The organism is Bordetella petrii (genome assembly GCF_017356245.1).
GTDB lineage: Bacteria > Pseudomonadota > Gammaproteobacteria > Burkholderiales > Burkholderiaceae_B > Bordetella_A > Bordetella_A petrii_D.
On the sequence record NZ_JAFMZZ010000001.1, the window covers coordinates 1,659,050 to 1,683,448 of the forward strand.

General features: G+C 66.5%; 26 protein-coding genes. 22 read left to right on the forward strand and 4 right to left on the reverse strand.

Features of this window, described 5'->3' with window-relative positions; translation table 11 throughout:
- The first annotated feature begins 13 nt into the window (after positions 1-13).
- From J2P76_RS08115 to J2P76_RS08135, 5 genes are all read left to right on the forward strand, one after another.
- Complete coding sequence (locus J2P76_RS08115; protein ID WP_207406053.1) at positions 14-799, forward strand: UTRA domain-containing protein; 786 nt, start codon at positions 14-16, stop codon at positions 797-799.
- Positions 800-813: 14 nt separating this feature from the next.
- Complete coding sequence (locus tag J2P76_RS08120) at positions 814-2,076, forward strand: 3-isopropylmalate dehydratase large subunit (RefSeq protein WP_207406055.1); 1,263 nt, start codon at positions 814-816, stop codon at positions 2,074-2,076.
- On the forward strand, positions 2,073-2,588 hold the full coding sequence (locus tag J2P76_RS08125; RefSeq protein ID WP_207406057.1) for a 3-isopropylmalate dehydratase: 516 nt from the start codon (positions 2,073-2,075) through the stop codon (positions 2,586-2,588). Before J2P76_RS08120 ends, J2P76_RS08125 begins: the two co-directional genes overlap by 4 nt.
- Positions 2,588-3,451 (forward strand): isocitrate lyase/PEP mutase family protein, encoded by an 864-nt coding sequence (locus J2P76_RS08130; protein WP_207406059.1) that lies wholly within the window; start codon positions 2,588-2,590, stop codon positions 3,449-3,451. The genes J2P76_RS08125 and J2P76_RS08130 overlap by 1 nt, the downstream gene beginning before the upstream one ends.
- Positions 3,452-3,533: 82 nt before the next feature.
- Positions 3,534-4,115 (forward strand): cytochrome b, encoded by a 582-nt coding sequence (locus J2P76_RS08135; protein ID WP_207406061.1) that lies wholly within the window; start codon positions 3,534-3,536, stop codon positions 4,113-4,115.
- Between the two features lie 30 nt (positions 4,116-4,145).
- Here the strand turns inward: J2P76_RS08135 and J2P76_RS08140 are convergent, their stop codons facing one another.
- Positions 4,146-5,351 (reverse strand): MFS transporter, encoded by a 1,206-nt coding sequence (locus J2P76_RS08140; protein ID WP_207406063.1) that lies wholly within the window; start codon positions 5,349-5,351, stop codon positions 4,146-4,148.
- 86 nt (positions 5,352-5,437) lie between these two features.
- Here J2P76_RS08140 and J2P76_RS08145 point away from each other — a divergent pair, with 86 nt between their 5' ends.
- The 3 genes from J2P76_RS08145 to J2P76_RS08155 are packed head-to-tail and all read left to right on the forward strand — an operon-like array spanning position 5,438 to position 7,992.
- Complete coding sequence (locus J2P76_RS08145) at positions 5,438-6,391, forward strand: diacylglycerol/lipid kinase family protein (RefSeq protein WP_207406076.1); 954 nt, start codon at positions 5,438-5,440, stop codon at positions 6,389-6,391.
- The gene (locus tag J2P76_RS08150; protein WP_207406080.1) at positions 6,388-7,200 is read left to right on the forward strand and encodes a metallophosphoesterase family protein; all 813 of its coding nucleotides are present in this window, start codon (positions 6,388-6,390) and stop codon (positions 7,198-7,200) included. The genes J2P76_RS08145 and J2P76_RS08150 overlap by 4 nt, the downstream gene beginning before the upstream one ends.
- A gap of 39 nt (positions 7,201-7,239) precedes the next feature.
- Positions 7,240-7,992: a phosphatase PAP2 family protein gene (locus J2P76_RS08155; protein WP_207406082.1), complete on the forward strand. Its 753-nt coding sequence runs from the start codon at positions 7,240-7,242 to the stop codon at positions 7,990-7,992.
- On the opposite strand, the gene J2P76_RS08160 is transcribed toward J2P76_RS08155, so the two are convergent.
- Genes J2P76_RS08160 through J2P76_RS08170 form a run of 3 tightly spaced genes read right to left on the reverse strand, consistent with a single transcriptional unit; the run spans position 7,976 to position 9,488 of the window.
- Complete coding sequence (locus J2P76_RS08160) at positions 7,976-8,449, reverse strand: NAD(P)-binding domain-containing protein (protein ID WP_431603384.1); 474 nt, start codon at positions 8,447-8,449, stop codon at positions 7,976-7,978. The genes J2P76_RS08155 and J2P76_RS08160 overlap by 17 nt on opposite strands.
- Positions 8,446-8,874 carry a PaaI family thioesterase gene (locus J2P76_RS08165; protein ID WP_207406084.1) on the reverse strand — a complete coding sequence of 143 codons (429 nt, stop codon included), beginning with the start codon at positions 8,872-8,874 and terminating at the stop codon, positions 8,446-8,448. Before J2P76_RS08165 ends, J2P76_RS08160 begins: the two co-directional genes overlap by 4 nt.
- Positions 8,871-9,488 (reverse strand): TetR/AcrR family transcriptional regulator, encoded by a 618-nt coding sequence (locus tag J2P76_RS08170; protein WP_207406086.1) that lies wholly within the window; start codon positions 9,486-9,488, stop codon positions 8,871-8,873. The genes J2P76_RS08165 and J2P76_RS08170 overlap by 4 nt, the downstream gene beginning before the upstream one ends.
- A 444-nt stretch (positions 9,489-9,932) precedes the next feature.
- On the opposite strand from J2P76_RS08170, the gene J2P76_RS08175 reads away from it, so the two are divergent.
- The 14 genes from J2P76_RS08175 (at position 9,933) to J2P76_RS08240 (ending at position 24,399) form a co-directional block, all read left to right on the forward strand.
- On the forward strand, positions 9,933-11,039 hold the full coding sequence (locus J2P76_RS08175; protein WP_207406088.1) for a porin: 1,107 nt from the start codon (positions 9,933-9,935) through the stop codon (positions 11,037-11,039).
- A 200-nt stretch (positions 11,040-11,239) separates the two neighbouring features.
- Positions 11,240-11,599: an NADH-quinone oxidoreductase subunit A gene (locus J2P76_RS08180; RefSeq protein ID WP_207406090.1), complete on the forward strand. Its 360-nt coding sequence runs from the start codon at positions 11,240-11,242 to the stop codon at positions 11,597-11,599.
- A 29-nt stretch (positions 11,600-11,628) separates the two neighbouring features.
- Positions 11,629-12,105 carry a NuoB/complex I 20 kDa subunit family protein gene (locus J2P76_RS08185; protein WP_006217960.1) on the forward strand — a complete coding sequence of 159 codons (477 nt, stop codon included), beginning with the start codon at positions 11,629-11,631 and terminating at the stop codon, positions 12,103-12,105.
- Between the two features lie 67 nt (positions 12,106-12,172).
- On the forward strand, positions 12,173-12,802 hold the full coding sequence (locus J2P76_RS08190) for an NADH-quinone oxidoreductase subunit C (protein ID WP_207406092.1): 630 nt from the start codon (positions 12,173-12,175) through the stop codon (positions 12,800-12,802).
- A gap of 3 nt (positions 12,803-12,805) precedes the next feature.
- On the forward strand, positions 12,806-14,062 hold the full coding sequence (locus J2P76_RS08195) for an NADH-quinone oxidoreductase subunit D (protein ID WP_207406095.1): 1,257 nt from the start codon (positions 12,806-12,808) through the stop codon (positions 14,060-14,062).
- 39 nt (positions 14,063-14,101) lie between these two features.
- Positions 14,102-14,596 (forward strand): NADH-quinone oxidoreductase subunit NuoE, encoded by a 495-nt coding sequence (gene nuoE / locus J2P76_RS08200; protein ID WP_207406097.1) that lies wholly within the window; start codon positions 14,102-14,104, stop codon positions 14,594-14,596.
- Complete coding sequence (gene nuoF / locus J2P76_RS08205; RefSeq protein ID WP_207406099.1) at positions 14,593-15,960, forward strand: NADH-quinone oxidoreductase subunit NuoF; 1,368 nt, start codon at positions 14,593-14,595, stop codon at positions 15,958-15,960. Before nuoE ends, nuoF begins: the two co-directional genes overlap by 4 nt.
- Before the next feature lie 15 nt (positions 15,961-15,975).
- The gene (gene nuoG, locus J2P76_RS08210) at positions 15,976-18,303 is read left to right on the forward strand and encodes an NADH-quinone oxidoreductase subunit NuoG (protein WP_207406101.1); all 2,328 of its coding nucleotides are present in this window, start codon (positions 15,976-15,978) and stop codon (positions 18,301-18,303) included.
- A gap of 1 nt (position 18,304) precedes the next feature.
- Positions 18,305-19,378: an NADH-quinone oxidoreductase subunit NuoH gene (gene nuoH, locus J2P76_RS08215; protein WP_207406102.1), complete on the forward strand. Its 1,074-nt coding sequence runs from the start codon at positions 18,305-18,307 to the stop codon at positions 19,376-19,378.
- 21 nt (positions 19,379-19,399) lie between these two features.
- A complete protein-coding gene (gene nuoI, locus J2P76_RS08220) occupies positions 19,400-19,888 on the forward strand; it encodes an NADH-quinone oxidoreductase subunit NuoI (protein ID WP_026640288.1) in 489 nt (162 codons plus the stop codon).
- Positions 19,889-19,905: 17 nt separating this feature from the next.
- Positions 19,906-20,553 (forward strand): NADH-quinone oxidoreductase subunit J, encoded by a 648-nt coding sequence (locus J2P76_RS08225; RefSeq protein ID WP_207406103.1) that lies wholly within the window; start codon positions 19,906-19,908, stop codon positions 20,551-20,553.
- Positions 20,550-20,858 carry an NADH-quinone oxidoreductase subunit NuoK gene (gene nuoK, locus J2P76_RS08230; RefSeq protein WP_012248610.1) on the forward strand — a complete coding sequence of 103 codons (309 nt, stop codon included), beginning with the start codon at positions 20,550-20,552 and terminating at the stop codon, positions 20,856-20,858. Before J2P76_RS08225 ends, nuoK begins: the two co-directional genes overlap by 4 nt.
- Before the next feature lie 17 nt (positions 20,859-20,875).
- Positions 20,876-22,900, forward strand: coding sequence for an NADH-quinone oxidoreductase subunit L (gene nuoL / locus J2P76_RS08235; protein ID WP_207406105.1), 2,025 nt, complete (start codon positions 20,876-20,878; stop codon positions 22,898-22,900).
- Positions 22,897-24,399: an NADH-quinone oxidoreductase subunit M gene (locus tag J2P76_RS08240; protein ID WP_207406107.1), complete on the forward strand. Its 1,503-nt coding sequence runs from the start codon at positions 22,897-22,899 to the stop codon at positions 24,397-24,399. Before nuoL ends, J2P76_RS08240 begins: the two co-directional genes overlap by 4 nt.

Genomic DNA, 24,399 nt, shown 5'->3' on the forward strand with positions numbered 1-24,399 from the left:
TCAGGAGTCCACTGTGTCCGATAGCCCGCTGCCCCTGTACCACAAGGTATATCTGTTGCTGAAACAGCGGTTGCAGGCAAGCGGTTTTGCCCCCGATGTGGCCATGCCGGGCGAGAACGCGCTGGCAGCCGAATACGGCGTGTCGCGGCTGACCATCCGCCGCTCGCTCGACGCACTGGAGGCCGAAGGCCTGATCGAGCGCCGCCAGGGCCGCGGCACCTTCGTTGCCGGTCCCGCGCTGCTATCGGTACCGCAGCAAAGCTCCGATATCGACGCGCTGATCGCGCACATGGCCCGCATGGGCATGCAGACGCAGGTGCGCCTGCTGGAGTTCGATACGGTGCCGGCCTCGCCCCAAGTGGCGGCGCGCCTGGAATTGGCGGCGGGGGCGCCGGTGCAGCGCTCGGTGCGGGTGCGCAGCCATCAGCATCTGCCGTTTTCCTATCTTGTCACCTTTGTGCCGGGCGACATTGGCCAGCGCATCCGCCGCAAAGATCTCGGATCCAAGCCGCTGCTGGCAATTTTCCGCGATCTGAACGTGCGCGTGGCACGGGCCGAGCAATCGATTTCGGCGGTGCTGGCCGAGCCTGGCGTGGCCGAACAGCTTGGTGTTGCAGTGGGGTCGGCGCTGCTCAGCCTGCACCGGGTGGTGCGCGACGAATCCGGCCGGCCGGTGGAATGGCTGCATGCCCAGTACCGGCCCGACCGCTACGAATACCGCATGAATATGCAAGCCCACGACATGCCCGGCCAGCCTACCTGGCTGCCGGCTGCCATGCCGGTCGAGGCGAGCGCTTGAATAGGCCTTTTCCCATGCCTGCCCAGACCCTGGCCCAGAAGCTGCTGGCCGCCGCGTCCGGCCGCGACGCCGTGCGCGTCGGCGAAATCCTGACCTGCAAGGTCGACCTGGCCATGTTCCACGATTCCAGCGGCCCGCGCCGACTCAAGCCCATGCTCGAAGAGCTCGGCACCGGCCTGTGGGACCGTTCCAAAGTGGTGCTGGTGATGGACCACTACGTGCCCGAGGCCGACGACGAATCGCGCCGCATCATCCGCATCGCCCGCGACTGGGCGCGCGAACAGGCGCTGCCCCACGTGTACGACTCGGTGGGCATCTGCCATGTGGTGGTGTCCGAGCATGGCCACGTGCGCCCGGGCATGTTCTGCGTGGGGGGCGACTCGCATTCGCCCACCGGGGGCGCCTTCGGCGCGTACATGTTCGGCGTGGGCAGCACCGAAATGCTGGGCGTGGTCGCCAGCGGCGAAATCTGGATGCGGGTGCCCGACACGCTGATGATGCGCTGGAATGGCCGGCTGGCCCCCGGCGTCACGGCGAAGGACATGATGCTGCACATGATCGGGCGGTTCGGCATGAACGGCGGCCGGTATCAGGCCGTGGAATTCTGCGGCGAGGCGGTGCGCGCGCTGTCCATGCAGGAACGCATGACCCTGTCGAACATGTCGGCCGAACTCGGCGCCCAGGCCGGGCTGGTGGCTCCCGATGCCGTCACGTCCGGCTATTTGCGCCAGGCCGGCGTGGCCGCTGTCGATACGACCGGCTGGCATTCCGATCCCGATGCCGCCGCGCAATGGCACGAGTTCGACGCCACGGCGCTCGAACCCCAGGTGGCCACTCCGCACAGCCCGGCCAATGCCGCGCCGGTGCAATCGTATGGCCGCACGCCGGTCCAGGTAGCCTACATCGGCGCCTGTACCGGCGCCAAGCTCGACGACTTGCGGGCCGCCGCCCGCGTGCTGCGGGGGCGGCAAATCGCGGCCGGTGTCAGCCTGATGGTGGCGCCCGCCAGCCAGCGCGACCAGGCCGCCGCCGAGGCCGAGGGCGTGCTGCCCGCGCTGCTGCAGGCCGGCGCCACGCTGCTGCCCACCACGTGCGGCGCCTGCTCGGGCTATGGGGGCTCCATTCCCGAAGGCGCCAATGTCATCGCCACCACGGCGCGCAACTTCAAAGGCCGCATGGGGGCGGCCAGCGCCCGGGTCTACCTGGCGTCTCCTTATACGGTGGCGGCCTCGGCCCTGGCCGGGCGCATTGCCGACCCCCGCGAGGTCCTGCCATGAACCACACCCACAAAGCCTGGCGCGTCGGCGACGATATCGATACCGACCAGCTCGCGCCCGGCGGCTACATGAAGTTCGGCATTGCCGAGATCGCCTGCCATTGCCTGGAGGGCGTGCGCCCCGACTTCGCCGGCGGCGTGCGGGCCGGCGACGTGCTGGTGGCCGGCCGCAACTTCGGCATCGGTTCGTCGCGCGAGCAGGCCGCCGCCGCCCTGGTGCGGCTGGGCCTGCGGGCCGTCATCGCGCCCAGCTTCAGCGGCCTGTATTTCCGCAATGCCTTCAACGTGGGCCTGCTGCTGCTGACCTGCCCGCGCGCCGGCGAAATCGCCGAAGGCGAGCAGGTCGGCATCGACCTGCCCAATTGCCGCGTGCTGCGCGCCGACGGCACGGCGCTGCCCTGCGAACCGGTGCCAGGCTTCCTGCTCGACATGGTGCAGGCCGGCGGCCTGCTCATGCAGTTGAAGCGCCGGCTCGCCGATGGCTCGCTGCCCCGATATCCCCTGAGAGCCTGATGAATCCACGTTCCTTGAAAGACAAGCTGGCCGCCGGCCAGGCGGTGCTGGCCCCCGGCATCTACGACGCGCTGTCGGCCCTGATCGCCGAACAGGCCGGCTTCGACGCGCTGTATCTGTCGGGCGCCTCCATCGCCTACACGCGGCTGGGCCGCTCCGATGTCGGCCTGACTACCTACACCGAAGTCGAGGACGTGCTGGCGCGCATCACCGAGCGGGTGCGCTGCCCGGTGATCGTCGACGGCGACACCGGCTTCGGCAATGCCCTGAACGTGCAGCGCACGGTGCGCGGCTTCGAGCGCGCCGGCGCGGCCATGATCCAGCTGGAAGACCAGGGCTTTCCCAAGCGCTGCGGGCACCTGGCGGGCAAGTCGCTGGTGCCCGCCGGCGAAATGTGCGGCAAGCTGCGCGCCGCGCTGGACGCGCGCGCCAGCGACGCCACCCTGATCCTGGCCCGCACCGACGCCGTGGCGGTCGAGGGGCTGGATGCCGCCTTCGAGCGTGCCGAACGCTACCTCGAGTGCGGGGTCGACGCCATTTTCATCGAGGCCCTGCGCTCGCCCGCCCAGCTGGACGCCGCCTGCGCACGCTTCGCCGCGCGCGTGCCCCTGCTGGCCAATATGGTGGAAGGCGGCCAGACGCCCATCGAAAGCGCCGCCGCCCTGGCCGCGCGCGGTTTCCGCATCGTCATCTTTCCCGGCGGCACGGCCCGCGCCGTGGCCCACGCGCTGCAGGCGTACTACGGCAGCCTGCGGCAGCAGGGCACCACCGCCCCGTGGCGCGACCGCATGCTGGACTTCGACCAGCTCAATGCGCTGATCGGCACGCCGGCCTTGCTGGAAGAGGGCAGCCGCTACGGCTAGCCGGCGCAGCCGGCGAATGTCAGCAAGCTGTCAGGTTTCCAGGGCTACCCTTGGAAACCCTCTTTCGCGCAAGGCCGTCCGCATGCCTTTTACACGCACCGCCCGCCTCGATACCGCCGCCTCCGCCTACGACCGCACCACCATCGCCCTGCATTGGCTGACCGCGCTGCTGGTCATCGCGCTGTTCGTGCTGGCGCAGGTGTGGGAAGCCATGCCGCATGGCACGCCTGCGCGCAAGTCGCTGCAGGGGCTGCATGTGTCGCTGGGCCTGCTGCTGACCGCATTGTTCATATGGCGGGTCGTATGGCGCGCCACCGCGGGCAGGCAGCTGCCGCCGGCTTCCCACGGCGTGCTGCAGGTTACCGCCAAGGGCGTGCACTACGCGCTTTACCTGCTGCTGGCGGCCCAGATCGTATTGGGTTTCCTGTTCCGCTGGGCCCAGGGCGAGCCCTTCACATTTTTTGGCTGGTTCTCGATACCGAAGCTGCTGCCGCTGACGCGCGAGCAGCGGGGTTTTTTCGGCGACCTGCACAATATCGTGGCGTGGGTGATCGTGGTGCTGGCCGGGCTGCACGCACTGGCCGCGCTATGGCACCACTATGCGCGGCGCGACGGCGTGCTGCGCCGCATGGCGGGCTGTAGCCGGGCCAGCCGGCCGCAGTAGCGCCCGCGGCGGCGGCCGGCGCAATCGGCGCTAGGCGCTCTTGCCGCCGGCCGGCGGGTTGCCGCGCGGCAGCCAATGCCAGAACACCGCGGCGCCCGCCAGCCCGAAAGCCCCCATCGCCGCCACCGCGGCGGCCAATGACACCAGCGCGGTAATGGCCGACAGCACCACCGGCCCCAGGCTGCTGCCCAGGTCGGCCACCAGCCGCCAGATACCCAGGAATTCGGTGCGGCCCGCCGACGGCGCGGCATCGGCGCCCAGTGTCATGACAATGCCCGAACCTATGCCGTTGCCCATGCCCAGCATCATCGACACGATCACGAAACCCACCACGCCGCTGGTCAGCGAGGTGCCGAGCAGGGCAAAGCCCATCAGCAGGGTAGAGGGCACGGCCACCCACAGCCGGCCGCGCCGGTCCATCAGCGTGCCGGCCGGGTAGAACACCGACATGTCGATGGCAGCCACCAGGCCGTAGATGATGGAGGTGGTGGTGGGGTTGATGCCCAGGTGGTCGGCCCACAGCGGGATGACCACCTGGCGCGAGGCGCGCACCGCGCTCACCAGCAGAATGCCCAGCCCCAGGGTCAGGAACACGCGCCGGTGCGCCCGCGCGACATCCAGTACGCGCGGCTTGGCCTGCACGGCGGCATCGCGGCGCTCGGGCGGCGTCATGTCGGGGGCCAGGTGGGCGATCAGGCCGGCGCCGGCCATGGCCACCGCCGCTACCCAGTAGGCGCCCTGCAGGCCCATGAAGTGAATCAGCGCGGCGCCGGCGAACGGGCCCACGAACACCCCGATCCGCATGGTGCCGGCCAGCGTCGACAGGGCGCGTGCGCGCATGTACGCGGGCACGGCGTCGATCATATAGGTCTGGCGCGCCAGCATGAACACCGACGAGGCCATGCCGATCAGGAACACGCCCACTGCCAGCATCGATGCGTGGCCCGCAAAAATGCACAGCAGCAGCGCCAGCACGCTGAGCGCCGCGGCGCCCATCATCGACAGCCGCTCGCCGTAGCGCGAGGTGATCATCGCCGCCGGAATATTGCTGACCAGCGATCCGATGCCGATCAGCGCCACGATCAGGCCGGACGTCGCCACCGAAGCGTCCAGCTCGCGCGCGCTCAGGGCCACCACGGGCAGGATGGCGCCATTGCTGACGCCGTAGAGAATGGATGGCCCGAACGCCGGGACGGCTATGCTCTTGAAACTGAAGGGGGCGTCGCGGTTCGACACGATGATGCGCGAGGAAATGGGGCAAGGCCGCTATTCTAGCCGGCCGACGCTTGCCGGCCGGTGCGCCGGCACGCTATCTTTGGGGCATGGCGCCTCCTCATCCCACCGGCCAGGCTCCGTTCTTCATCGTGCAGAACACGGGTTCGGGCCGCGACAATGCGCATGACGTCCAGGCCACGATCCGCCAGGTGCTCGATGCGGCGGGCCGTCGCCACGAGCTCATTCCCGTCGACGATGGGCGGCAATTGCCGGCCGCCGCGCAAGCCGCGGTCGAGCGGGCCCGCCAGCAGGGCGGCATCGTCGTCGCCGCCGGCGGCGACGGCACGCTCAGCGCCGTGGCCCAGGTGGTGCTGGGCACGGGCCTGCCGTTCGGCATCCTGCCGCAGGGCACTTTCAACTACTTCGGCCGCACCTACGGCATTGCCCAGAATACCGAAGCCGCCGCCCGCAGCCTGGTCGCGGCCCGGCCCCAGCCGGTGCAGGTCGGCCTGGTCAATGGCCGCGTGTTCCTGATCAACGCCAGCCTGGGGCTGTACCCGCAGCTGCTGGAAGACCGCGAGGCCTACAAGCAGCGCTTTGGCCGCAGCCGGGCCGTGGCTTTGTGGTCGGCCCTGGCCACGCTGGCGCGGGCCCACCGGCAGCTGGCCGTGCAGCTCGAACACGAGGGGCAGGTGCGCCAGCTGCGCACGCCCACCATCGTGATCGGCAACAATGCCCTGCAACTCGAGCAAGTGGGCATTGCCGAGGCCGACGAGCTGGCGCGCTGCCGGCTGGTGGCCATGGGCGTCAGGCCGGCCGGCACGCTGGCCTTGTACGGCCTGGTGCTGCGTGGCTGGCTCAGCCGGCTGGGCGACGCCGACCACGTCTTCAGTTTCGGGTTCGATCGCCTGACCGTGCGCGTCGGGCGCGGGCGCCGGCGCGTCAAGGTGGCCCTGGACGGCGAGATCCACTGGTTGGATGCTCCGCTGGAATTCACCGTATCGCCGCAACCCTTGTTACTGCTGGTGCCGCCCGAAGCGCAGCGCTCGGAACGCGCATGACGCGCATCCTGCATATTTCCGACACGCATTTCGGCACCGAGCGCGAGCCGGTGGTGCGGGCGCTGCTGGCGCTGGCGCAGCGCCTGCAGCCCGAGCTGGTGCTGCTGGGCGGCGACATCACGCAGCGTGCCCGGCGCGCCCAGTTCGCCGCCGCGCGCCGCTTCGTGCAGGCCCTGCAGCGGCCCGTGCTGGCAGTGCCGGGCAATCACGATATTCCGCTATTCAACCTGGCAGCGCGCCTGTTCGATCCCTATGGCGGCTACCGGCGCGCGCTGGGCATCAATCTCGAGCCCGTCGTCGAAACCGGCGGCCTGCTGGCCATCGGCGTCAATTCCACGCGCCCCGGCCGCCACAAAAACGGCCAGGTCTCGGCCGGCCAGGTGCTGCGGGTGGCCCAGCGCCTGCGCGAAGCAGGCCCCGGGCGCCTGCGGGTGGTGCTGCTGCACCATCCGGTGCGCGCCGCCGTCGACAGCGATCGCAGCAACCTGCTCATCGGCCGCGATCTGGCCGTGCCCGCCTGGGTCGATGCGGGCGCCGACCTGATCCTGGGCGGGCACATCCACCTGCCGTACATCCTGCCCATCCATGGCGCGGCCGGCCCGGCGCCGCGCCGGGCCTGGACCATCCAGGCCGGCACCGCCGTGTCGCACCGGGTGCGCGGCGGTATTTCCAATTCGGTCAATGTCATCGACCATTTGACCGATAATGGGCGGCATCAATGTTCGGCCCAGCGCTGGGATTACGCCGCCGGCTCCGGCGAATTCCAGTGTGTGGCCAGCCAGACGCTCGACCTGCAACGCGGCGGCTAGGGCGCACAAGCCCCGGCCGCCGCGCACTTCCGCCATCGCATGAACGCCTGCATCGATTGGGTTGCCGCCCATCCTCTGTTGATATTCCTGGCCGTGCCGGCCGTGGCCGGCCTGTGCGCCGGATGGCTGGGCCACCGGCTGGGGCCGCGTGCGCATGCGCGCCCGGCCTGGGTCTGCTGGGGCGTGGCGGCGGGAGCCGGGGCGGTCTTCCTGGGGCTGGCGGCGGCCATGAGCCTGCAAGCCGGCCTGGTCGGCCTCGATGACGCCCTGGCGTCCCAACTCAGCCTGTCGATGCCGCCGTCGCTGCTGTGGCTGCTGTCGTGGTTCACCTACCTGGGCGACCGCGACCTGCTCACGGTGATCGCCGTCGGCATGACCGTTGCGCTGCTGTGGCGGCGGCAATGGGGGCTGGCGCTGGCCTGCGCAGTCGCCACCGGCGGCGCGGGCGCGCTCAACCAGGCGCTCAAGCACCTGTTCCAGCGCGTGCGGCCGGAACATGTCCATGGCTATGTCAGCGCCGACGGCTGGAGCTTTCCCAGCGGCCACGCCTCGGCGGCCCTGGCGGTTTACGGATTCGCCTGCTATCTGGCGCTGCGCGTCCTGCCGCCGCGCTGGCACGCGCCCTGCCTGGCGGGCGCCGCGGCCCTGATCATCGCCATCGGCGTCAGCCGGGTGCTGCTGCAGGTGCACTATCTCAGCGATGTGGTCGCCGGCTTTGCGCTCAGCCTGGCGTGGCTGGCGCTGTGCCTGGCCGGCGCCGAACGCCTGCGCGCCTTCAGGCGGCGCGCATAGCCTGCAACACCGCCCGCGCGCTGGCAGTATCGAAACGCGGCGGCAGCATGCGCGCCGCCAGGGTTTCGTCGGCCGCGCCCGCCACATAGGTGGCGCCGGCCGCCTGCACCGCGCTGCGCAGGCCGGCCGTCGCGGCCGGCGGAAGGGCGCGCAAGTTCCAGAGCAGCTTGCCGCGGATGTCCGCGCCCACCTTGCCGTCGCTGAAGCGCTCTAGCGTGCGGTCGATTTCGCGCTGGCCCGGCAGCGCCAGCACCACCACGTCCGATTCGCGCAGGGCCTCGTCGGCCGTGGCCGCCAGCGTGGCTGCGCCGCGGAAGGGTTCGCATTGCGCCGGCGCCTTGTCGAAGACGGTCAGGGCCAGTTCGGGCGGCGCGGCCGCCAGCAGCTTGCGGGCGGCCGCGCTGCCGGCCGTGCCCAGGCCGATGATGCCCACCCGGGGAGGCAGCGGCGCGGTCATGGCGCCGGCACCGACCAGGTGCTGACAATATGGGCCACCGGTTCCGAGGCGTGCTCGCCGTGCAGCACGACTTCGCCGGCGGCCAGGCGGCCCGTTTTCAGCAGCCGCGCCTCGGCCACCACCGCGCCCGCGGGGCTCTTGCGCAGGAAATTGATGGTCAGGCTGGCCGTGACCGCCCCGGCTTGGCCTGTGGCGCCCACCACCGCGGCATACAGCGCCAGGTCGGCCAGCCCCATCAGCATGGGGCCCGCCACGATGCCGCCCAGGCGCTGGTGGGCGTCGCGCGCCGGCAGAATGGCCCGCGCCGTGCCGTGGCCGATATCGGTGATCTGCACGCCCAGCACCTCGGCGAACGGATGCTGCTCGGCCAGCAGGCGGTGGAAATCCGCCACGCTGATGCGGGGCGTGGAAGAGGGCAGTGTCATTGGCGTTGCTCCAGCGTCGTGCAGAAACGTTCCAGCAGCTCGTCGGCCTGCTGGCCCAGGGACTTCAGGCGGCGGGTATGAAACAGCAGCAGCAGGCCCATCAGGTATGTGAATACTTGCATCTGCTCCGCGGCTACGACATCGTCCGGCCACTGCTTGGCCAGGCGCAGGCCGTGGCCCAGCTGCGCCACGCAGCGGCGCAGGCGCACGTTCAGCCGCTCGTCCGCCTCGCGGCCCAGGCCCCGCGGGCCCAGCCCCTGGAACAGGTACATGCCCAGCGAGAACTCGGTGGCGCGCCCGGCGTAATACTGGAAGAAGGCCTCCACGACGCGACGCGCCGCCCCGGCGGGACTGCCGTCCAGGGCGTGGTCCAGCTGCCCGTGCAGCCTCGCCAGCGAAGCTTCGAGCAGCTCGGCATAAATGGCTTCTTTGCCGCCGAACCAGGGGTAGATGGCGCCCGTAGTGCAGCCGGCCTCTTTGGCGATGGCCCGCACCGTGGTCTTTTCCAGGCCATCGCGCTCGAACACCCGCTGCGCCGCTTCCAGGATAAGCTGGCGCCGCAGGGCAGTGAGCTGCTGCGCGCGCGTGGCGGCGGGGGCAAAGTCGGGTTCCATACAGGGCGGCAGGCGGAATATAGCGATGCTTCTATTTAATAACGTTGTTATTTCTGGCGCAATCATTGCATCCCGCCGCCCGCTCTTCCGGGGCCGACATAGATGTATCGAGTCTGTGCTGTCCTGTATCCAGGATTGTGCCGCGTTACCAAAGCAATATTGGCGCCGGGGCTGCCAGTGTGCCGCGATCTCGCATGAAACGGCATGAATACTGGCTCCGGCCGGCATGCAGGGTAAACACTGAGACGGCTCCGCCCAGATGTCCCGCATGTTGCAAGATACCAACATCACTGGCGCCGAACCGGCACTTTTCTGGCGGCGACCATAGCCAGTCCCTGGGTTTTTTGATGCAATAGCGTCAACTTCCCTTCGCGGAGTTAGGGGGGCGGCAGGCTGACGCAAGCATTGCTGCTCTTGTCACTCAAATCAACGGAGATTTCTTAAATGAAAAAGACTCTGCTCGCTGCCGCCCTGCTCGCCGGTTTCGCCGGTGTGGCCCAGGCAGAAACCTCGGTGACGCTGTACGGCCTCATCGACACCGGTATCGGCTACAACAAGGTCAAGGGCGACGGTTTCGATGGCAGCCGCATCGGCATGATCAACGGCGTGCAGAACGGTTCGCGCTGGGGCCTGCGTGGCACCGAAGATCTGGGTGACGGCCTGCAAGCCGTGTTCCAACTGGAAAGCGGCTTCAACTCCGGCAACGGTAGCTCCGCTCAAGGCGGCCGCCTGTTCGGTCGTCAAGCCACCATCGGTCTGCAAAGCGACAGCTGGGGCCGTCTGGACTTCGGTCGTCAAACCAACATCACGTCGAAGTACTTCGGCTCGATCGATCCGTTCGGCGCCGGCTTCGGCCAAGCCAACATCGGCATGGGCATCAGCGCCGCCAACACCGTTCGTTGGGACAACATGGTCATGTACCAGACCCCGTCCTACAGCGGCTTCCAGTTTGGCGTTGGCTACTCGTTCAGCGTGGATGACGAGGCTGCCGACGACCGCGTTGGCTTCCGCACCGCCGACAACGTCCGTGGCATCACCACCGGCCTGCGTTACGTGAACGGCCCGCTGAACGTCGCTCTGTCGTACGACCAGCTGAACGCCTCGAACAACCAGGCTCAAGAGCAAGTCGACGCCACCCCGCGTTCGTACGGCATCGGCGGTTCGTATGACTTCGAAGTGGTCAAGCTCTCGCTGGCCTACGCCCGCACCACCGACGGCTGGTTCGGCGGCCAAGGCATCAACGGCGTTGACGGCACCGTCCTGACCTCGAACGTCTTCGCTGACGGCTTCAAGGCCAATTCGTACATGGTCGGCCTGTCGGCCCCCATCGGCGGCGCTTCGAAGCTGTTCGGTTCGTGGCAGATGGTTGACCCCAGCAACGACAAGCTGACTGGCGGCGAAGAAAAGATGAACGTCTTCTCGCTGGGCTACACCTACGACCTGTCCAAGCGCACCAACCTGTACGCTTACGGTTCGTACGCCAAGAACTATGCCTTCATCGACGACGTGAAGAGCACGGCTGTCGGCGTCGGTATCCGTCACCGCTTCTAATCGGCTGCGGGGCGCAAGCCCCGCTTCGATTCCAAGCGCGCAGGCAGGCTTCGGCCGGCCTGCAAAAAGCCACCCTTCGGGGTGGCTTTTTCGTTCCTGCCGAAGGTCAATGCTTTCTTGTTTTCGAGCTGCCAGGTTCAGCGGACAGTCACTTAGCAAATGCTACAATCTGAAGGTTTGCGCATTTGACGGACGCCAGAATGAACTTGCAACAGTATTTTCCCGTCCTGCTGTTTATTGCGGTGGCTACCCTCATCGGGTTTGCGCTGCTGACGGCAGGTTCGCTCCTGGGGCCGCGGCGTCCCTATGCCGAAAAACTTTCGGCCTACGAGTGCGGCTTCGAAGCCTTCGAAGACGCCCGCATGAAGTTCGATGTGCGCTATTACCTGGTCGCCATCCTCTTCATTCTGTTCGACCTCGAAATCGCCTTCCTGTTCCCCTGGGCCATTGCCCACGGCACGGTCGGCCTGGTCGGCTTCTGGACCGTCATGGTCTTCCTGGCGGTCCTCACGGTCGGCTTCATCTACGAATGGAAAAAGGGCGCGCTGGACTGGGAATAACCCACGTCTTTCCGCTATCAGAGACCAATATGGCTATAGACGGCATCCTCAAGCAAGGTTTTATCACTACCAGTGCCGACAAGTTCCTCAACTGGGCAAAAACAGGCTCGATGTGGCCCATGACCTTCGGCCTGGCCTGTTGCGCGGTCGAAATGATGCACGCCGGCGCGGCGCGCTACGACCTCGACCAGTTCGGCATCATTTTCCGCCCCAGCCCGCGCCAGTCCGACCTGATGATCGTGGCCGGCACGCTGTGCAACAAAATGGCGCCGGCGCTGCGCAAGGTCTACGACCAGATGCCCGAGCCGCGCTGGGTCGTGTCCATGGGCTCGTGTGCCAACGGGGGCGGGTACTACCACTACTCGTATTCGGTGGTGCGCGGCTGCGATCGCATCGTGCCGGTCGATGTCTACGTGCCGGGCTGTCCGCCCACGGCCGAAGCGCTGGTCTATGGGCTGCTGCAAATGCAGAACAAGATCCGCCTGACCAACACCATTGCCCGCTGACCGCACCGGCGCCGGCAATACGTTTGGCCGGCGCCCCGCGTCAGCATATCGGTTTACCTAAGCGATCATGACGATGACCAGGCTCGAAACCCTGAAACACAACCTGCAGGCCGCGCTGGGGGCGGAAATCGCCCTGACCGAAGCGCTCGGCGAATTCACGCTGGAAGTGCCGGCCGACCAATGGCTGGCCGTCTGCAACAAACTGCGCGCCGATGCCAGCCTGAGCTTCGAAACCTGCATCGACCTGTGCGGCGTCGACTACCTCACCTGGGGCAATGGCAGCCGCCAGGCCGGTGAAGAAAAGGTCGCCGGCGTGCAGCGTTCGCGCTACGCCGTGGTGGTGCACCTGCTGTCCATCGCGCACAACTGGCGCCTGCGCGTGCGCACCTGGGCCCCCGACGACGACTTCCCCATGGTGGGCTCGCTGATCGATTGCTGGCCCGGCGTGAACTGGTTCGAACGCGAAGCCTTCGACCTGTACGGCATTGTCTTCGAAGGCCACCCCGACCTGCGCCGCATCCTTACCGACTACGGCTTCATCGGCCATCCGTTCCGCAAAGACTTCCCCCTGTCGGGCACGGTCGAAATGCGCTACGACCCCGAACAGAAGCGCGTCATCTACCAGCCGGTCACCATCGATCCGCGCGAAATCACCCCGCGCGTCGTGCGTGAAGACTCCTACGGCCTGGGGCGTTAAATCATGGCAGAAATCAAGAACTACACCCTGAACTTCGGCCCGCAGCACCCGGCCGCGCACGGTGTGCTGCGCCTGGTGCTCGAGCTCGACGGCGAAGTCATCCAGCGCGCCGACCCGCACATCGGCCTGCTGCACCGCGCCACCGAAAAACTGGCCGAGCACAAGACCTACATCCAGGCGCTGCCCTACATGGACCGCCTCGATTACGTCTCCATGATGTGCAACGAGCACGCGTACGTCATGGCCATCGAAAAGCTGCTGGGCATCGAGCCGCCGCTGCGCGCGCAATACATCCGCGTCATGTTCGACGAGATCACGCGCCTGCTCAACCACCTGATGTCGCTGGGCTCGCACGCGCTCGACGTGGGCGCCATGGCCGTGTTCCTGTATGCCTTCCGCGAACGCGAAGACCTGATGGACTGCTACGAAGCCGTCTCGGGCGCGCGAATGCACGCGGCCTACTACCGGCCGGGCGGCGTCTACCGCGACCTGCCCGACGCCATGCCGCAGTACGGCGAAAGCAGCAAGTACCGCGGCGAGAAAGACATGCGCATCATGAACGACGCGCGTTCGGGTTCGCTGCTCGATTTCATCGAAGATTTCACCAACCGGTTCCCGGCCTGCATCGACGAATACGAAACCCTGCTCACCGACAACCGCATCTGGAAGCAGCGCCTGGTCGGCATCGGCGTGGTCGACCCCGAACGCGCCAAGGCGCTGGGCTTCACCGGCCCCATGCTGCGCGGTTCCGGCGTGGCCTGGGACCTGCGCAAGATGCAGCCCTACGAAGTCTACGATCTGGTCGAATTCGACGTGCCCGTCGGCGTCAACGGCGACTGCTACGACCGCTACCTGGTGCGCATCGCCGAAATGCGCGAAAGCAACCGCATCATCCGCCAGTGCGTCGAATGGCTGCGCAACAACCCGGGTCCGGTCATGATCGAGAACCACAAGGTTGCGCCGCCCAGCCGCACCGGCATGAAAACCAACATGGAAGACCTGATCCACCATTTCAAGCTCTTCACTGAAGGTTTCCACGTGCCGCCGGGCGAAGCTTTCGCCTCGGTCGAACACCCGAAAGGCGAATTCGGCATCTACCTGGTGTCCGACGGCGCCAACAAGCCTTACCGCCTGAAGATTCGGGCGCCGGGCTTTGCCCACCTGCAATCGCTCGATGAAATGGCGCGCGGCCACATGATCGCCGACGCCGTCACCATCATCGGCACACAGGACATCGTTTTCGGCGAAATCGACCGCTGACCACCAGCCCGAACGCCCCGCATAACCCGGATTCAAACTATGCTGCTTTCCGAACAGGCCTACCAGAAAATCGATCGGGAACTCGCCAAGTTCCCGGCCGACCAGCGGCAGTCGGCCATCATGGCTTCGCTTGCCATCGCGCAAGAAGAAAAAGGCTGGCTGTCCCCCGAAGTCCTTGAAGACGTGGCCAACTACATCGGCGTGCCGCCCATCGCGGTGCAGGAAGTCGCCACGTTCTACAACATGTTCGATATCAAGCCGGTCGGCAAGCACAAGATCGCGGTTTGCACGAACCTGCCCTGTGCCTTGCGCGACGGCGAAAAAGCCGGCGACTTCCTCAAGCGCAAGCTCGGCGTCGACTATCGCGAAACCACGCCCGACGGCCTGTTCACGCTGGTCGAGGGCGAATGCATGGGCGCCTGCGGCGATTCCCCCGTGCTCATCGTCAACAACAAGCATATGTGCGTGCGCATGACCGAAGAAAAAATCGATGCGCTGGTTCAGGGCCTGAAGGCCCAGGGAGAGTCGGCATGAACGCGCCCGACCTGTACAAGACCCTGGCGCAGGGGCTCGATCCCAACCCCCTGAACGACCTGTCCAATTCCATGTGCCTGCACGGCCGGCACATCGGGCCGCAGATCCTGGCCGACCTCGACGGCAGCAACTGGCACCTGCAAGACTACGTGCAGCGCGGCGGCTACGAGGCCTTGCGCAAGATCCTGTCGTCCGGCATGAAGCCCGAAGACGTCATCGCCGAAGTCAAGGCCTCGGGCCTGCGCGGCCGCGGCGGCGCGGGCTTTCCCACCGGCCTGAAGTGGAGCTTCATGCCGCGCGCCTTCCCGGGCCAGAAGTACCTGGTGTGCAATTCCGACGAAGGCGAGCCCGGCACCTTCAAAGACCGCGACATCCTGCGCTTCAACCCGCACATCGTGATCGAAGGCATGGCCATCGCCGCCTACGCCATGGGCATCAGCGTCGGCTACAACTACATCCACGGCGAAATCTTCGAAGTGTACGAACGCTTCGAAGAAGCCCTGGAAGAAGCTCGCGCCGCCGGCTTCCTGGGCGACAAGATCCTGGGTTCCGAGTTCAGCTTCCAGCTGCATGCCTTCCACGGCTACGGCGCGTACATCTGCGGCGAGGAAACCGCGCTGCTCGAATCGCTGGAAGGCAAGAAGGGCCAGCCGCGCTTCAAGCCGCCGTTTCCCGCCAGCTTCGGCCTGTACGGCAAGCCCACCACCATCAACAACACCGAAACCTTCGCGGCGGTGCCCTGGATCATCCGCAACGGCGGCCAGGCCTATCTCGAAGTCGGCAAGCCCAACAACGGCGGCACCAAGGTGTTCTCGATCACGGGCGACGTCGAACGTCCGGGCAACTACGAAATCCCGCTGGGCACGCCGTTCGCCAAGCTGCTCGAGCTGGCCGGCGGCATGCGCGGCGGCAAGAAGCTCAAGGCCGTCATTCCGGGCGGCTCCAGCGCTCCGGTGCTGCCGGCCGACATCATGATGGACACCACCATGGACTACGACGCCATCGCCAAGGCGGGCTCCATGCTGGGGTCGGGCGCGGTCATCGTCATGGACGAAACCCGCTGCATGGTGAAGTCGCTGCTGCGGCTGTCGTATTTCTATTTCGAAGAAAGCTGCGGCCAGTGCACACCGTGCCGTGAAGGCACCGGCTGGCTCTACCGCATGGTCCATCGCATCGAACACGGCCAGGGTCGCCAGGAAGACCTCGACCTGCTCGACAGCGTGGCCGGCAACATCATGGGCCGCACGATCTGCGCCCTGGGCGATGCCGCCGCCATGCCGGTGCGCGGCTTCCTCAAGCACTATCGCGACGAATTCGCGCACCACATCGAACACAAGTCGTGTGTGGTCCCGCAATATCTGTAGGTCTCAGGAACAGCAATGGTTGAACTAACCGTCGACGGCAATCAGGTCGAAGTCCCCGAGGGCAGCATGGTGATGCATGCGGCCCAGAAGCTCGGCCTGTATGTGCCGCATTTCTGCTACCACAAGAAACTGTCCATCGCGGCCAACTGCCGCATGTGCCTGGTTGAAGTGGAAAAGGCGCCCAAGGCGCTGCCCGCCTGCGCCACGCCTGCCACCAATGGCATGGTGGTGCACACCTGCTCTGAAAAAGCCAAGGCCGCCCAGAAGTCGGTCATGGAATTCCTGCTGATCAACCACCCGCTCGATTGCCCCATCTGCGATCAGGGCGGCGAGTGCCAGCTGCAGGATCTGGCGGTGGGCTACGGCGGCTCGACTTCGCGCTATCGCGAAGAAAAGCGCGTGGTCTTCCACAAAGACCTCGGCCCGCTGGTGTCGGCCGAAGAAATGGCCCGCTGCATCCATTGCACGCGCTGCGTGCGCTTCGGCCAGGAAATCGGCGGCCTGATGGAACTGGGCATGCTGGGCCGCGGCGAGCATTCCGAGATCACCTCGTTCGTGGGCCGCTCGGTCGAGTCCGAACTGTCGGGCAACATGATCGACCTCTGTCCCGTGGGCGCGCTGACCTCCAAGCCGTTCCGCTACACGGCCCGCACCTGGGAACTGGCGCGCCGCCGCGCGGTCAGTCCGCACGACAGCCTGGGCGCCAACCTGGTCATCCAGGTCAAGGGCGACCGCGTCATGCGGGTGGTGCCGTTCGAAGACGAAGCGCTCAACGAGTGCTGGATCAGCGACCGCGACCGCTTCTCGTACGAAGGCCTCAACAGCGAAGACCGCCTGGCCGCGCCCATGATCAAGGGCGCCGACGGCCAATGGCAGGAAGCCTCGTGGGCCGACGCGCTGCAGGCCGTGGCGCAAGGCCTGTCGCGGGTGCGCGACAGCCATGGCGGCGGCCAGATCGGCGCCCTGGCGGCCGAATACGCCACCACCGAAGAATTCGCGCTGCTGGGCCGCCTGGTGCGCGCCCTGGGCTCCGAGAACATCGATTTCCGTCTGCGCCAAACCGATCCCGGCTTCGACGCGGCCCTGTCCGGCGCCCCCTGGCTGGGCATGCCGGTGGCCGATCTCGACGCGCTCGATCGCGTGCTGGTGGTGGGCTCGTTCCTGCGCAAAGACCATCCCCTGATGGCGCAGCGCCTGCGCCAGGCCGCCAAGCGCGGCACGCAGGTCCTGCTGGTCGACAGCGCGGCCGACGACCCCCTCATGCCGGTCGCTGCGCGCATCACCGTGGCGCCGTCCGGCCTGCCTCAGGCGCTGGCCCAGGTGGCCGTGGCGCTGGCCCAGGCCAAAGAACAGCCGGTGCCGGCCGAATTCGCCGGCGTCACGCCCGATGAAAACGCCAAGCTGGTTGCCGCCAGCCTGGCTTCGGGCTCGAACGTCGCCGTGCTGATGGGCAACATGGCCGTGGCCGCGCCGCAGGCCTCGCTGCTGGCCGCCAATGCGCGCAGCGTGGCCGACCTGGCCGGCGCGCGCTTCGGCTTCCTGACGTCGGGCGGCAATACGGTGGGCGGCTACCTGGCCGGCGCCGTGCCGGGGCAGGGCGGCAAAACCGCCGCCGCCATGCTGGCCGAGCCGCTCAAGGCCTACATCGTGCTGCACGCCGAGCCGTCCCTGGATGCCGACAACGGCCCGCAGGCCGTGGCCGCGCTGCGCGGCGCCGAGTTCGCCGTCGCCCTGACCCCGTACGCATCGGCCGCGCAAGACTGGGCCGACGTCATGCTGCCGGTTGCCCCGTTCACCGAAACCTCGGGCACCTTCGTCAATGCGCAGGGCCTGCCGCAGAGCTTCAAGGGCACGGTGGCGCCGCTGGGCCAGACCCGTCCGGGCTGGAAGGTGCTGCGCGTGCTGGGCAATGTGCTGCAGCTGCAGGGCTTCGAAGACGAAACTTCCGAATCGGTGCGCGATACCGCCCTGGCGGGCGGCGTCGAAAGCCGTCTGTCCAACGACATCAAGGCCGCGCGCGGGCTGGGGCAAGCCGCGGCGGGCCTCGAGCGCGTCGCCGACGTGCCCATCTACCGCAGCGATGCCATGGTGCGCCGCTCCGGGCCGTTGCAGGATGCGCCCGCCTCGCAGGCGCCCACCGCGCGCATGAACGGCGCCACGCTGGCCGGCCTGGGGCTGGCTGCCGGGGTCCGGGTGCGCGTTACCGGCCCGGCCGGCTCGGCCGAGCTCGAAACCGTGCAAGACGACGCCGTGGCCGACCGCGCGGTGCGCATTTCGGCGGCATTCGAGCAAACCGCCGCCCTGGGCGGCGCCTTCGGTGAAATCAGCGTGGAGCGTGCCTGACATGGAATGGCTCGATATTCTTGAAAGCCACGGTCAGGCCCTGCTGGGCCCGACGGTCTGGCTGGTGCTCTGGACGCTCGTCAAGATCGTCGTCATCGCGGTTCCCATCATCCTGTGCGTGGCCTATCTCACGTACTGGGAACGCAAGATGATCGGCTGGATGCACGTGCGCCTGGGCCCGACCCGCGTCGGCTTCCGCGGCCTGCTGCAGCCGTTCGCCGACGTGTTCAAGCTGCTCACCAAAGAAGTCGTGGTGCCCACGCAGGCCAACAAGGTGCTGTTCGTGGTGGCGCCGGTGGTCACCCTGATGCCGGCGCTGGCGGCCTGGGCGGTGGTGCCGTTCGGCCCCGAAGTCGTGCTGGCCAACGTCAATGCCGGCCTGCTGTACGTCATGGCCATCACCTCCATCGGCGTCTATGGCGTCATCGTGGCCGGCTGGGCGTCGAACTCCAAGTACGCGTTCCTGGGGGCGCTGCGCGCCTCGGCGCAGATGGTGTCGTACGAACTCGCCATCGGCTTCGTGCTGGTCACGGTGCTGCTGGTGTCGGGCAGCCTGAACATGTCCGAGATCGTGCTGGGCCAGACACGCGGCTGGTTCGCCGACCACGGCCTGACGTTCCTGTCCTGGAACTGGCTGCCGCTGCTGCCGCTGTTCGTCATCTACGTGATCTCGGCCGTGGCCGAAACCAACCGCCACCCGTTCGACGTGGTGGAAGGTGAATCCGAAATCGTGGCCGGCCACATGGTCGAATACTCGGGCATGGCCTTCGCGCTGTTCTTCCTGGGCGAATACGCCAACATGATCCTGCTGTCGTGCATGGCATCCATCATGTTCCTGGGCGGCTGGACTTCGCCGATCGACATCGCGCCGCTGAACTGGATCCCGGGCTGGATCTGGCTGGGCGTCAAGACATTCTTCGTGGTCTCGCTGTTCGTGTGGTTCCGTGCGTCGTTCCCGCGCTACCGCTACGACCAGATCATGCGTTTGGGCTGGAAGATATTCATCCCGCTGACCGGCGTGTGGCTGGTCGTGGTGGCGATCTGGATGCAGACGCCCTGGAACATTTGGCGCTGACGCGCCAAGCTGAGGCAGGATATGGAAGCGATCAAAGATTTCTTCGGCAGCCTGATGCTGGCCGAACTGCTCAAGGGCATGCGCCTGACGGGCAAGTACTTCTTCAAGCGCAAGGTCACCTTGCGCTACCCGATGGAAAAAACGCCGACCTCGGCGCGCTTCCGCGGGCTGCACGCATTGCGCCGCTACCCCAACGGGGAAGAGCGCTGCATCGCCTGCAAGCTGTGCGAAGCCGTCTGCCCGGCGCTGGCCATCACCATCGAATCGGACCAGCGCGACGACGGCACCCGCCGCACCACGCGCTACGACATCGATCTCACCAAGTGCATTTTCTGCGGCTTCTGTGAAGAAAGCTGCCCCGTGGACTCCATCGTGGAAACCCATATCCACGAATACCACGGTGAAAAGCGCGGCGACCTCTACTTCACCAAAGACATGCTGCTCGCCGTGGGCGACCGCTACGAAGCCGAAATCGCCCGCCGCCGGGCCGAAGACGCGCCATACCGCTGACGCCTAAGGTCTGATCCATGACATTTACCACTGTCCTGTTCTACATATTGGCCGCCGTCCTGGTGATCGCCGCGTTCCGCGTCATCACCGCGCGCAGTCCCGTCACCGCCGTCCTGCACCTGATCCTGGCCTTCGCCAACGCCGCCATGCTCTGGATGCTGCTGGGCGCCGAATTCCTGGCCCTGCTGCTGGTGCTGGTGTACGTGGGCGCCGTTATGGTGCTGTTCCTGTTCGTGGTCATGATGCTCGACATCCGCATCGACACGCTGCGCCACGGGCTCAAGACTTATCTGCCGCTGGGCCTCATCATCGGCGCCGTGCTGGTGGTCGAGATGTCGTTCGTGCTGGGCGCCACCTGGCACGGCGCCGGCCCGCAGGCGTCCATGGCCGCCGACTACAACAACACCCGCGCGCTGGGCGAGGCCATGTACACCCAGTACGTGTACGCCGTGGAAGTCGGCGCCGCGCTGCTGCTGGTGGGCATGATCGCCGCCATCTCGCTGACGCTGCGCCGCCGCCGCGACGCCAAGTACAACGATCCGGCCGCCGCGGTGCGCGTGCGCGCCAAAGACCGCTTCCGCCTGGTCAGCATGCCGGCGCAGAGCGACCGCGCCCAGGGCCGCGTGTCCACGCCGTCCGACGACGCCCAAGGAGAAAAAGAATGACGCTGACGCTGGCCCATTACCTGGTGCTGGGCGCGATCCTGTTCGCCATCGGCATCTTCGGCATCTTCCTGAACCGCCGCAACCTGATCATCCTGCTGATGTCCATCGAGCTCGTGCTGCTGGCCGTCAACATGAACTTCGTGGCGTTCTCCAGCTGGTTCGGCGACACCGCCGGCCAGGTGTTCGTGTTTTTCATCCTGACGGTGGCGGCCGCTGAAGCCGCCATCGGGCTGGCGATTCTGGTGCTGCTGTTCCGCAACCTGAACACGATCAACGTTGACGAACTCGATCGCCTGAAGGGCTGACGGGGTATTGGAAGAAAATGTCTAGCTCACCCAACCTGTACTTGCTGATCGCGCTGGCCCCGCTGGCCGGCGCGATTCTTGCCGGGCTGTTCGGCACCGGGTTCCTGGGCCGGCCGATCGGCCGCCGCGGCTCGCACGTCATCACCATCCTGGGGGTACTGATCTCCACGGTGGGGGCGGTCATCGTGCTGGGCGATGTGCTCAATGGCCACACCTACGACGGCACCGTCTACACCTGGAGCCTCATCGGCCAGACCAAGCTGGAAATCGGTTTCCTGATCGACCCGCTGTCGGCCATGATGATGGTGGTGGTCACCTCGGTGTCGCTGATGGTGCACATCTACACCATCGGCTACATGGCCGACGACCCCGGCTACCAGCGCTTCTTCGCGTACATCTCGCTGTTCACCTTCTCGATGCTGATGCTGGTCATGTCCAACAACATGGTTCAGCTGTTCTTCGGCTGGGAAGCGGTGGGCCTGGTGTCGTACCTGCTGATCGGCTTCTGGTACACGCGCCCCACGGCCATCTTCGCCAACATGAAGGCGTTCCTGATCAACCGCGTGGGCGACTTCGGCTTCGTGCTGGGCATCGGCCTGCTGTTCGCCTACGCCGGCACCATGCACTACGCCGACGTGTTCGCCCAGGCCGACAAGCTGGCCGGCGAAACCCTGCCGGGCACCGACTGGATGCTGCTGACCGTGGCCTGCATCTGCCTGTTCATCGGCGCCATGGGCAAATCGGCCCAGGTGCCGCTGCATGCCTGGCTGCCCGATTCCATGGAAGGCCCCACGCCGATCTCGGCGCTGATCCACGCGGCCACCATGGTGACCGCGGGCATCTTCATGGTGGCGCGCTTCTCGCCGCTGTTCGAGCTGTCCGACACCGCGCTGTCGTTCGTGATCGTCATCGGCGCCATCGGCGCGCTGTTCCTGGGCATCCTGGGCATCATCCAGAACGACATCAAGCGCGTGGTGGCGTATTCCACGCTGTCGCAGCTGGGCTACATGACCGTGGCGCTGGGCGCCTCGGCCTACTCGGTGGCCATTTTCCACCTGATGACGCACGCGTTCTTCAAGGCGCTGCTGTTCCTGGGCGCGGGCTCGGTGATCATCGGCATGCACCACGACCAGGACATCCGCAACATGGGCGGGCTGCGCAAGTACATGCCCATTACCTGGATCACGTTCCTGCTGGGCACGCTGGCCCTGGTGGGCACGCCGTTCTTCTCGGGCTTCTACTCGAAAGAGCACATCATCGAAGCCGCCGGCGCGGCCGATGTCTGGGGCGCCAGCTTCGCTTACTACGCCACGCTGATCGGCGTGTTCGTCACCTCGCTGTACTCGTTCCGCGTGTACTTCCTGGTGTTCCACGGCAAAGAGCGCTTCGACACCAGCGGCCACGGCCATGGCCACGACGACCATGCGCACGGCAGCCACGACGACCACGACCACCATGGCGGCACGCCGCACGAATCGCCCTGGGTCGTCACGCTGCCGCTGGTGCTGCTGGCCATTCCCTCGGTGATCATCGGCGCGCTGGTGGTCGATCCGATGCTGTTCGGCGGCTTCTTCGAAGGCGCGATCAAGGTGCTGCCGCAGCACCCGGCCATGCACGAGCTTGCCGAAGAATGGCACGGCTGGGTCGCCTTCGGCCTGCACGCCTTCCAGACCCTGCCGTTCTGGCTGGTGGTGGCGGGCGCCGTCATCTCCTGGTATTGCTACCTGATCAATCCCAAGGTGCCGGCCGCGATCAAGTCGGGCCTGTCGGGCGTGTACAAGCTGCTCGACAACAAGTACTACGTCGACTGGGTCAATGAACAGATCATCGCGCGCGGCGCCCGCTGCCTGGGCCATGGGCTGTGGCAGCGCGGCGACCGCGGCCTGATCGACGGCGTGCTGGTCAACGGCAGCGCCCGCGTGGTGGGCTGGGTGGCCGCGGTCAGCCGCCACTTGCAGTCGGGCTACATCTATCACTACGCGTTCGCGATGATCATCGGCATCATGGCGCTGATTACTTTCTTTGTGCTGATTCCCCAATGACGGCAAGCGACATGGCATCCAACACTTTTCCCTGGCTTACGCTTGCGATCTTCGTACCGATCGTATTCGGCCTGCTGGTGCTGGCCCTGGGCCGCGATGACCGTCCCGGGCTGACGCGCGGCCTGTCGCTGGTGGGCGCGCTGGCCGGCTTCGTAGTCACCATTCCGCTGTACACCGGCTTCGACGCCTCGACGGCAGCCATGCAGTTCGTCGAAAAGGCATCCTGGATAGAGGCGTTCAACGTCAACTACCACCTGGGCATCGACGGCATCTCGCTGTGGTTCGTGCTGCTGACCGCGTTCATCACCATCATCGTGGTGCTGGCCGGCTGGGAAGTCATCACCAGCCGCGTGGCGCAGTACATGGCCGCCTTCCTGATCCTGTCGGGCCTGATGGTGGGCGTGTTCGCGGCGCTCGACGGCCTGCTGTTCTACGTGTTCTTCGAGGCCACGCTGATCCCGATGTACATCATCATCGGCGTGTGGGGCGGCCCCAATCGGGTCTATGCGGCGTTCAAGTTCTTCCTGTACACGCTGCTGGGTTCGCTGCTCACCCTGGTGGCGTTCATCTATCTGTGGCATGCCTCGGGCGGCTCGTTCGACATCCAGACCTGGCACCAGGTCAAGCTGGGCTATACGCCGCAGGTGCTGATTTTCGTGGCGCTGCTGGCGGCTTTCGCGGTCAAGGTGCCGATGTGGCCGGTGCACACCTGGCTGCCCGACGCCCACGTCGAGGCGCCTACCGGCGGTTCGGTGGTGCTGGCGGCCATCATGCTGAAGCTGGGCGCCTACGGCTTCCTGCGCTTCTCGCTGCCCATCGCCCCCGATGCCTCGCACAGCCTGGCCGGCCTGATGATCGCGCTGTCGCTGATCGCCGTCATCTACATCGGCCTGGTCGCCATCGTCCAGGACGACATGAAGAAGCTGGTGGCGTATTCGTCGGTGGCGCACATGGGCTTCGTCACCCTGGGCTTCTTCATCTTCAATACGGCCGGCGTCGAAGGCGCCATCGTGCAGATGATCTCGCACGGCTTCGTGTCGGGCGCCATGTTCTTCTGCATCGGCGTGCTGTACGACCGCATGCATTCGCGGCGCATCGCCGACTACGGCGGCGTCATCAACGTCATGCCGCGCTTCGTCACGTTCTTCGTGCTGTTCTCCATGGCCAACAGCGGGCTGCCCGCCACCAGCGGTTTCGTGGGCGAGTTCATGGTCATCATGGGCGCCGTCGAACACAACTTCTGGATCGGCCTCTTGGCCGCGACGGCGTTGATCCTGGGCGCGTCGTATTCGCTGTGGATGGTCAAGCGCGTGGCGTTCGGCGACATCGCCAACGACCAGGTGCGCCAACTCACCGACGTCAACCGCCGTGAATTCCTGATCCTGGGCGTGATGGCCATTGCGGTGTTGTACATGGGTATCTATCCCAAGCCCTTTACCGACGTCATGCATGCCTCGGTTCAGGCCCTGCTGCAACACGTTGCCGTCTCGAAACTGTAA

Excerpts from the sequence above, each read along its gene's own strand:
- nuoL (WP_207406105.1), top strand. The coding sequence starts at position 20,876 with ATGTCTAGCTCACCCAACCTGTACTTGCTGATCGCGCTGGCCCCGCTG.
- J2P76_RS08175 (WP_207406088.1), top strand. The coding sequence starts at position 9,933 with ATGAAAAAGACTCTGCTCGCTGCCGCCCTGCTCGCCGGTTTCGCCGGT.
- J2P76_RS08125 (WP_207406057.1), top strand. The coding sequence starts at position 2,073 with ATGAACCACACCCACAAAGCCTGGCGCGTCGGCGACGATATCGATACC.
- J2P76_RS08180 (WP_207406090.1), top strand. The coding sequence starts at position 11,240 with ATGAACTTGCAACAGTATTTTCCCGTCCTGCTGTTTATTGCGGTGGCT.
- J2P76_RS08190 (WP_207406092.1), top strand. The coding sequence starts at position 12,173 with ATGACGATGACCAGGCTCGAAACCCTGAAACACAACCTGCAGGCCGCG.
- nuoK (WP_012248610.1), top strand. The coding sequence starts at position 20,550 with ATGACGCTGACGCTGGCCCATTACCTGGTGCTGGGCGCGATCCTGTTC.
- nuoH (WP_207406102.1), top strand. The coding sequence starts at position 18,305 with ATGGAATGGCTCGATATTCTTGAAAGCCACGGTCAGGCCCTGCTGGGC.
- J2P76_RS08135 (WP_207406061.1), top strand. The coding sequence starts at position 3,534 with ATGCCTTTTACACGCACCGCCCGCCTCGATACCGCCGCCTCCGCCTAC.
- J2P76_RS08120 (WP_207406055.1), top strand. The coding sequence starts at position 814 with ATGCCTGCCCAGACCCTGGCCCAGAAGCTGCTGGCCGCCGCGTCCGGC.
- J2P76_RS08130 (WP_207406059.1), top strand. The coding sequence starts at position 2,588 with ATGAATCCACGTTCCTTGAAAGACAAGCTGGCCGCCGGCCAGGCGGTG.
- nuoE (WP_207406097.1), top strand. The coding sequence starts at position 14,102 with ATGCTGCTTTCCGAACAGGCCTACCAGAAAATCGATCGGGAACTCGCC.
- J2P76_RS08225 (WP_207406103.1), top strand. The coding sequence starts at position 19,906 with ATGACATTTACCACTGTCCTGTTCTACATATTGGCCGCCGTCCTGGTG.
- J2P76_RS08185 (WP_006217960.1), top strand. The coding sequence starts at position 11,629 with ATGGCTATAGACGGCATCCTCAAGCAAGGTTTTATCACTACCAGTGCC.
- J2P76_RS08195 (WP_207406095.1), top strand. The coding sequence starts at position 12,806 with ATGGCAGAAATCAAGAACTACACCCTGAACTTCGGCCCGCAGCACCCG.
- J2P76_RS08160 (WP_431603384.1), bottom strand. The coding sequence starts at position 8,449 with ATGACCGCGCCGCTGCCTCCCCGGGTGGGCATCATCGGCCTGGGCACG.
- J2P76_RS08155 (WP_207406082.1), top strand. The coding sequence starts at position 7,240 with ATGAACGCCTGCATCGATTGGGTTGCCGCCCATCCTCTGTTGATATTC.
- J2P76_RS08145 (WP_207406076.1), top strand. The coding sequence starts at position 5,438 with ATGGCGCCTCCTCATCCCACCGGCCAGGCTCCGTTCTTCATCGTGCAG.
- J2P76_RS08150 (WP_207406080.1), top strand. The coding sequence starts at position 6,388 with ATGACGCGCATCCTGCATATTTCCGACACGCATTTCGGCACCGAGCGC.
- J2P76_RS08240 (WP_207406107.1), top strand. The coding sequence starts at position 22,897 with ATGACGGCAAGCGACATGGCATCCAACACTTTTCCCTGGCTTACGCTT.
- nuoG (WP_207406101.1), top strand. The coding sequence starts at position 15,976 with ATGGTTGAACTAACCGTCGACGGCAATCAGGTCGAAGTCCCCGAGGGC.
- nuoI (WP_026640288.1), top strand. The coding sequence starts at position 19,400 with ATGGAAGCGATCAAAGATTTCTTCGGCAGCCTGATGCTGGCCGAACTG.
- nuoF (WP_207406099.1), top strand. The coding sequence starts at position 14,593 with ATGAACGCGCCCGACCTGTACAAGACCCTGGCGCAGGGGCTCGATCCC.
- J2P76_RS08165 (WP_207406084.1), bottom strand. The coding sequence starts at position 8,874 with ATGACACTGCCCTCTTCCACGCCCCGCATCAGCGTGGCGGATTTCCAC.
- J2P76_RS08170 (WP_207406086.1), bottom strand. The coding sequence starts at position 9,488 with ATGGAACCCGACTTTGCCCCCGCCGCCACGCGCGCGCAGCAGCTCACT.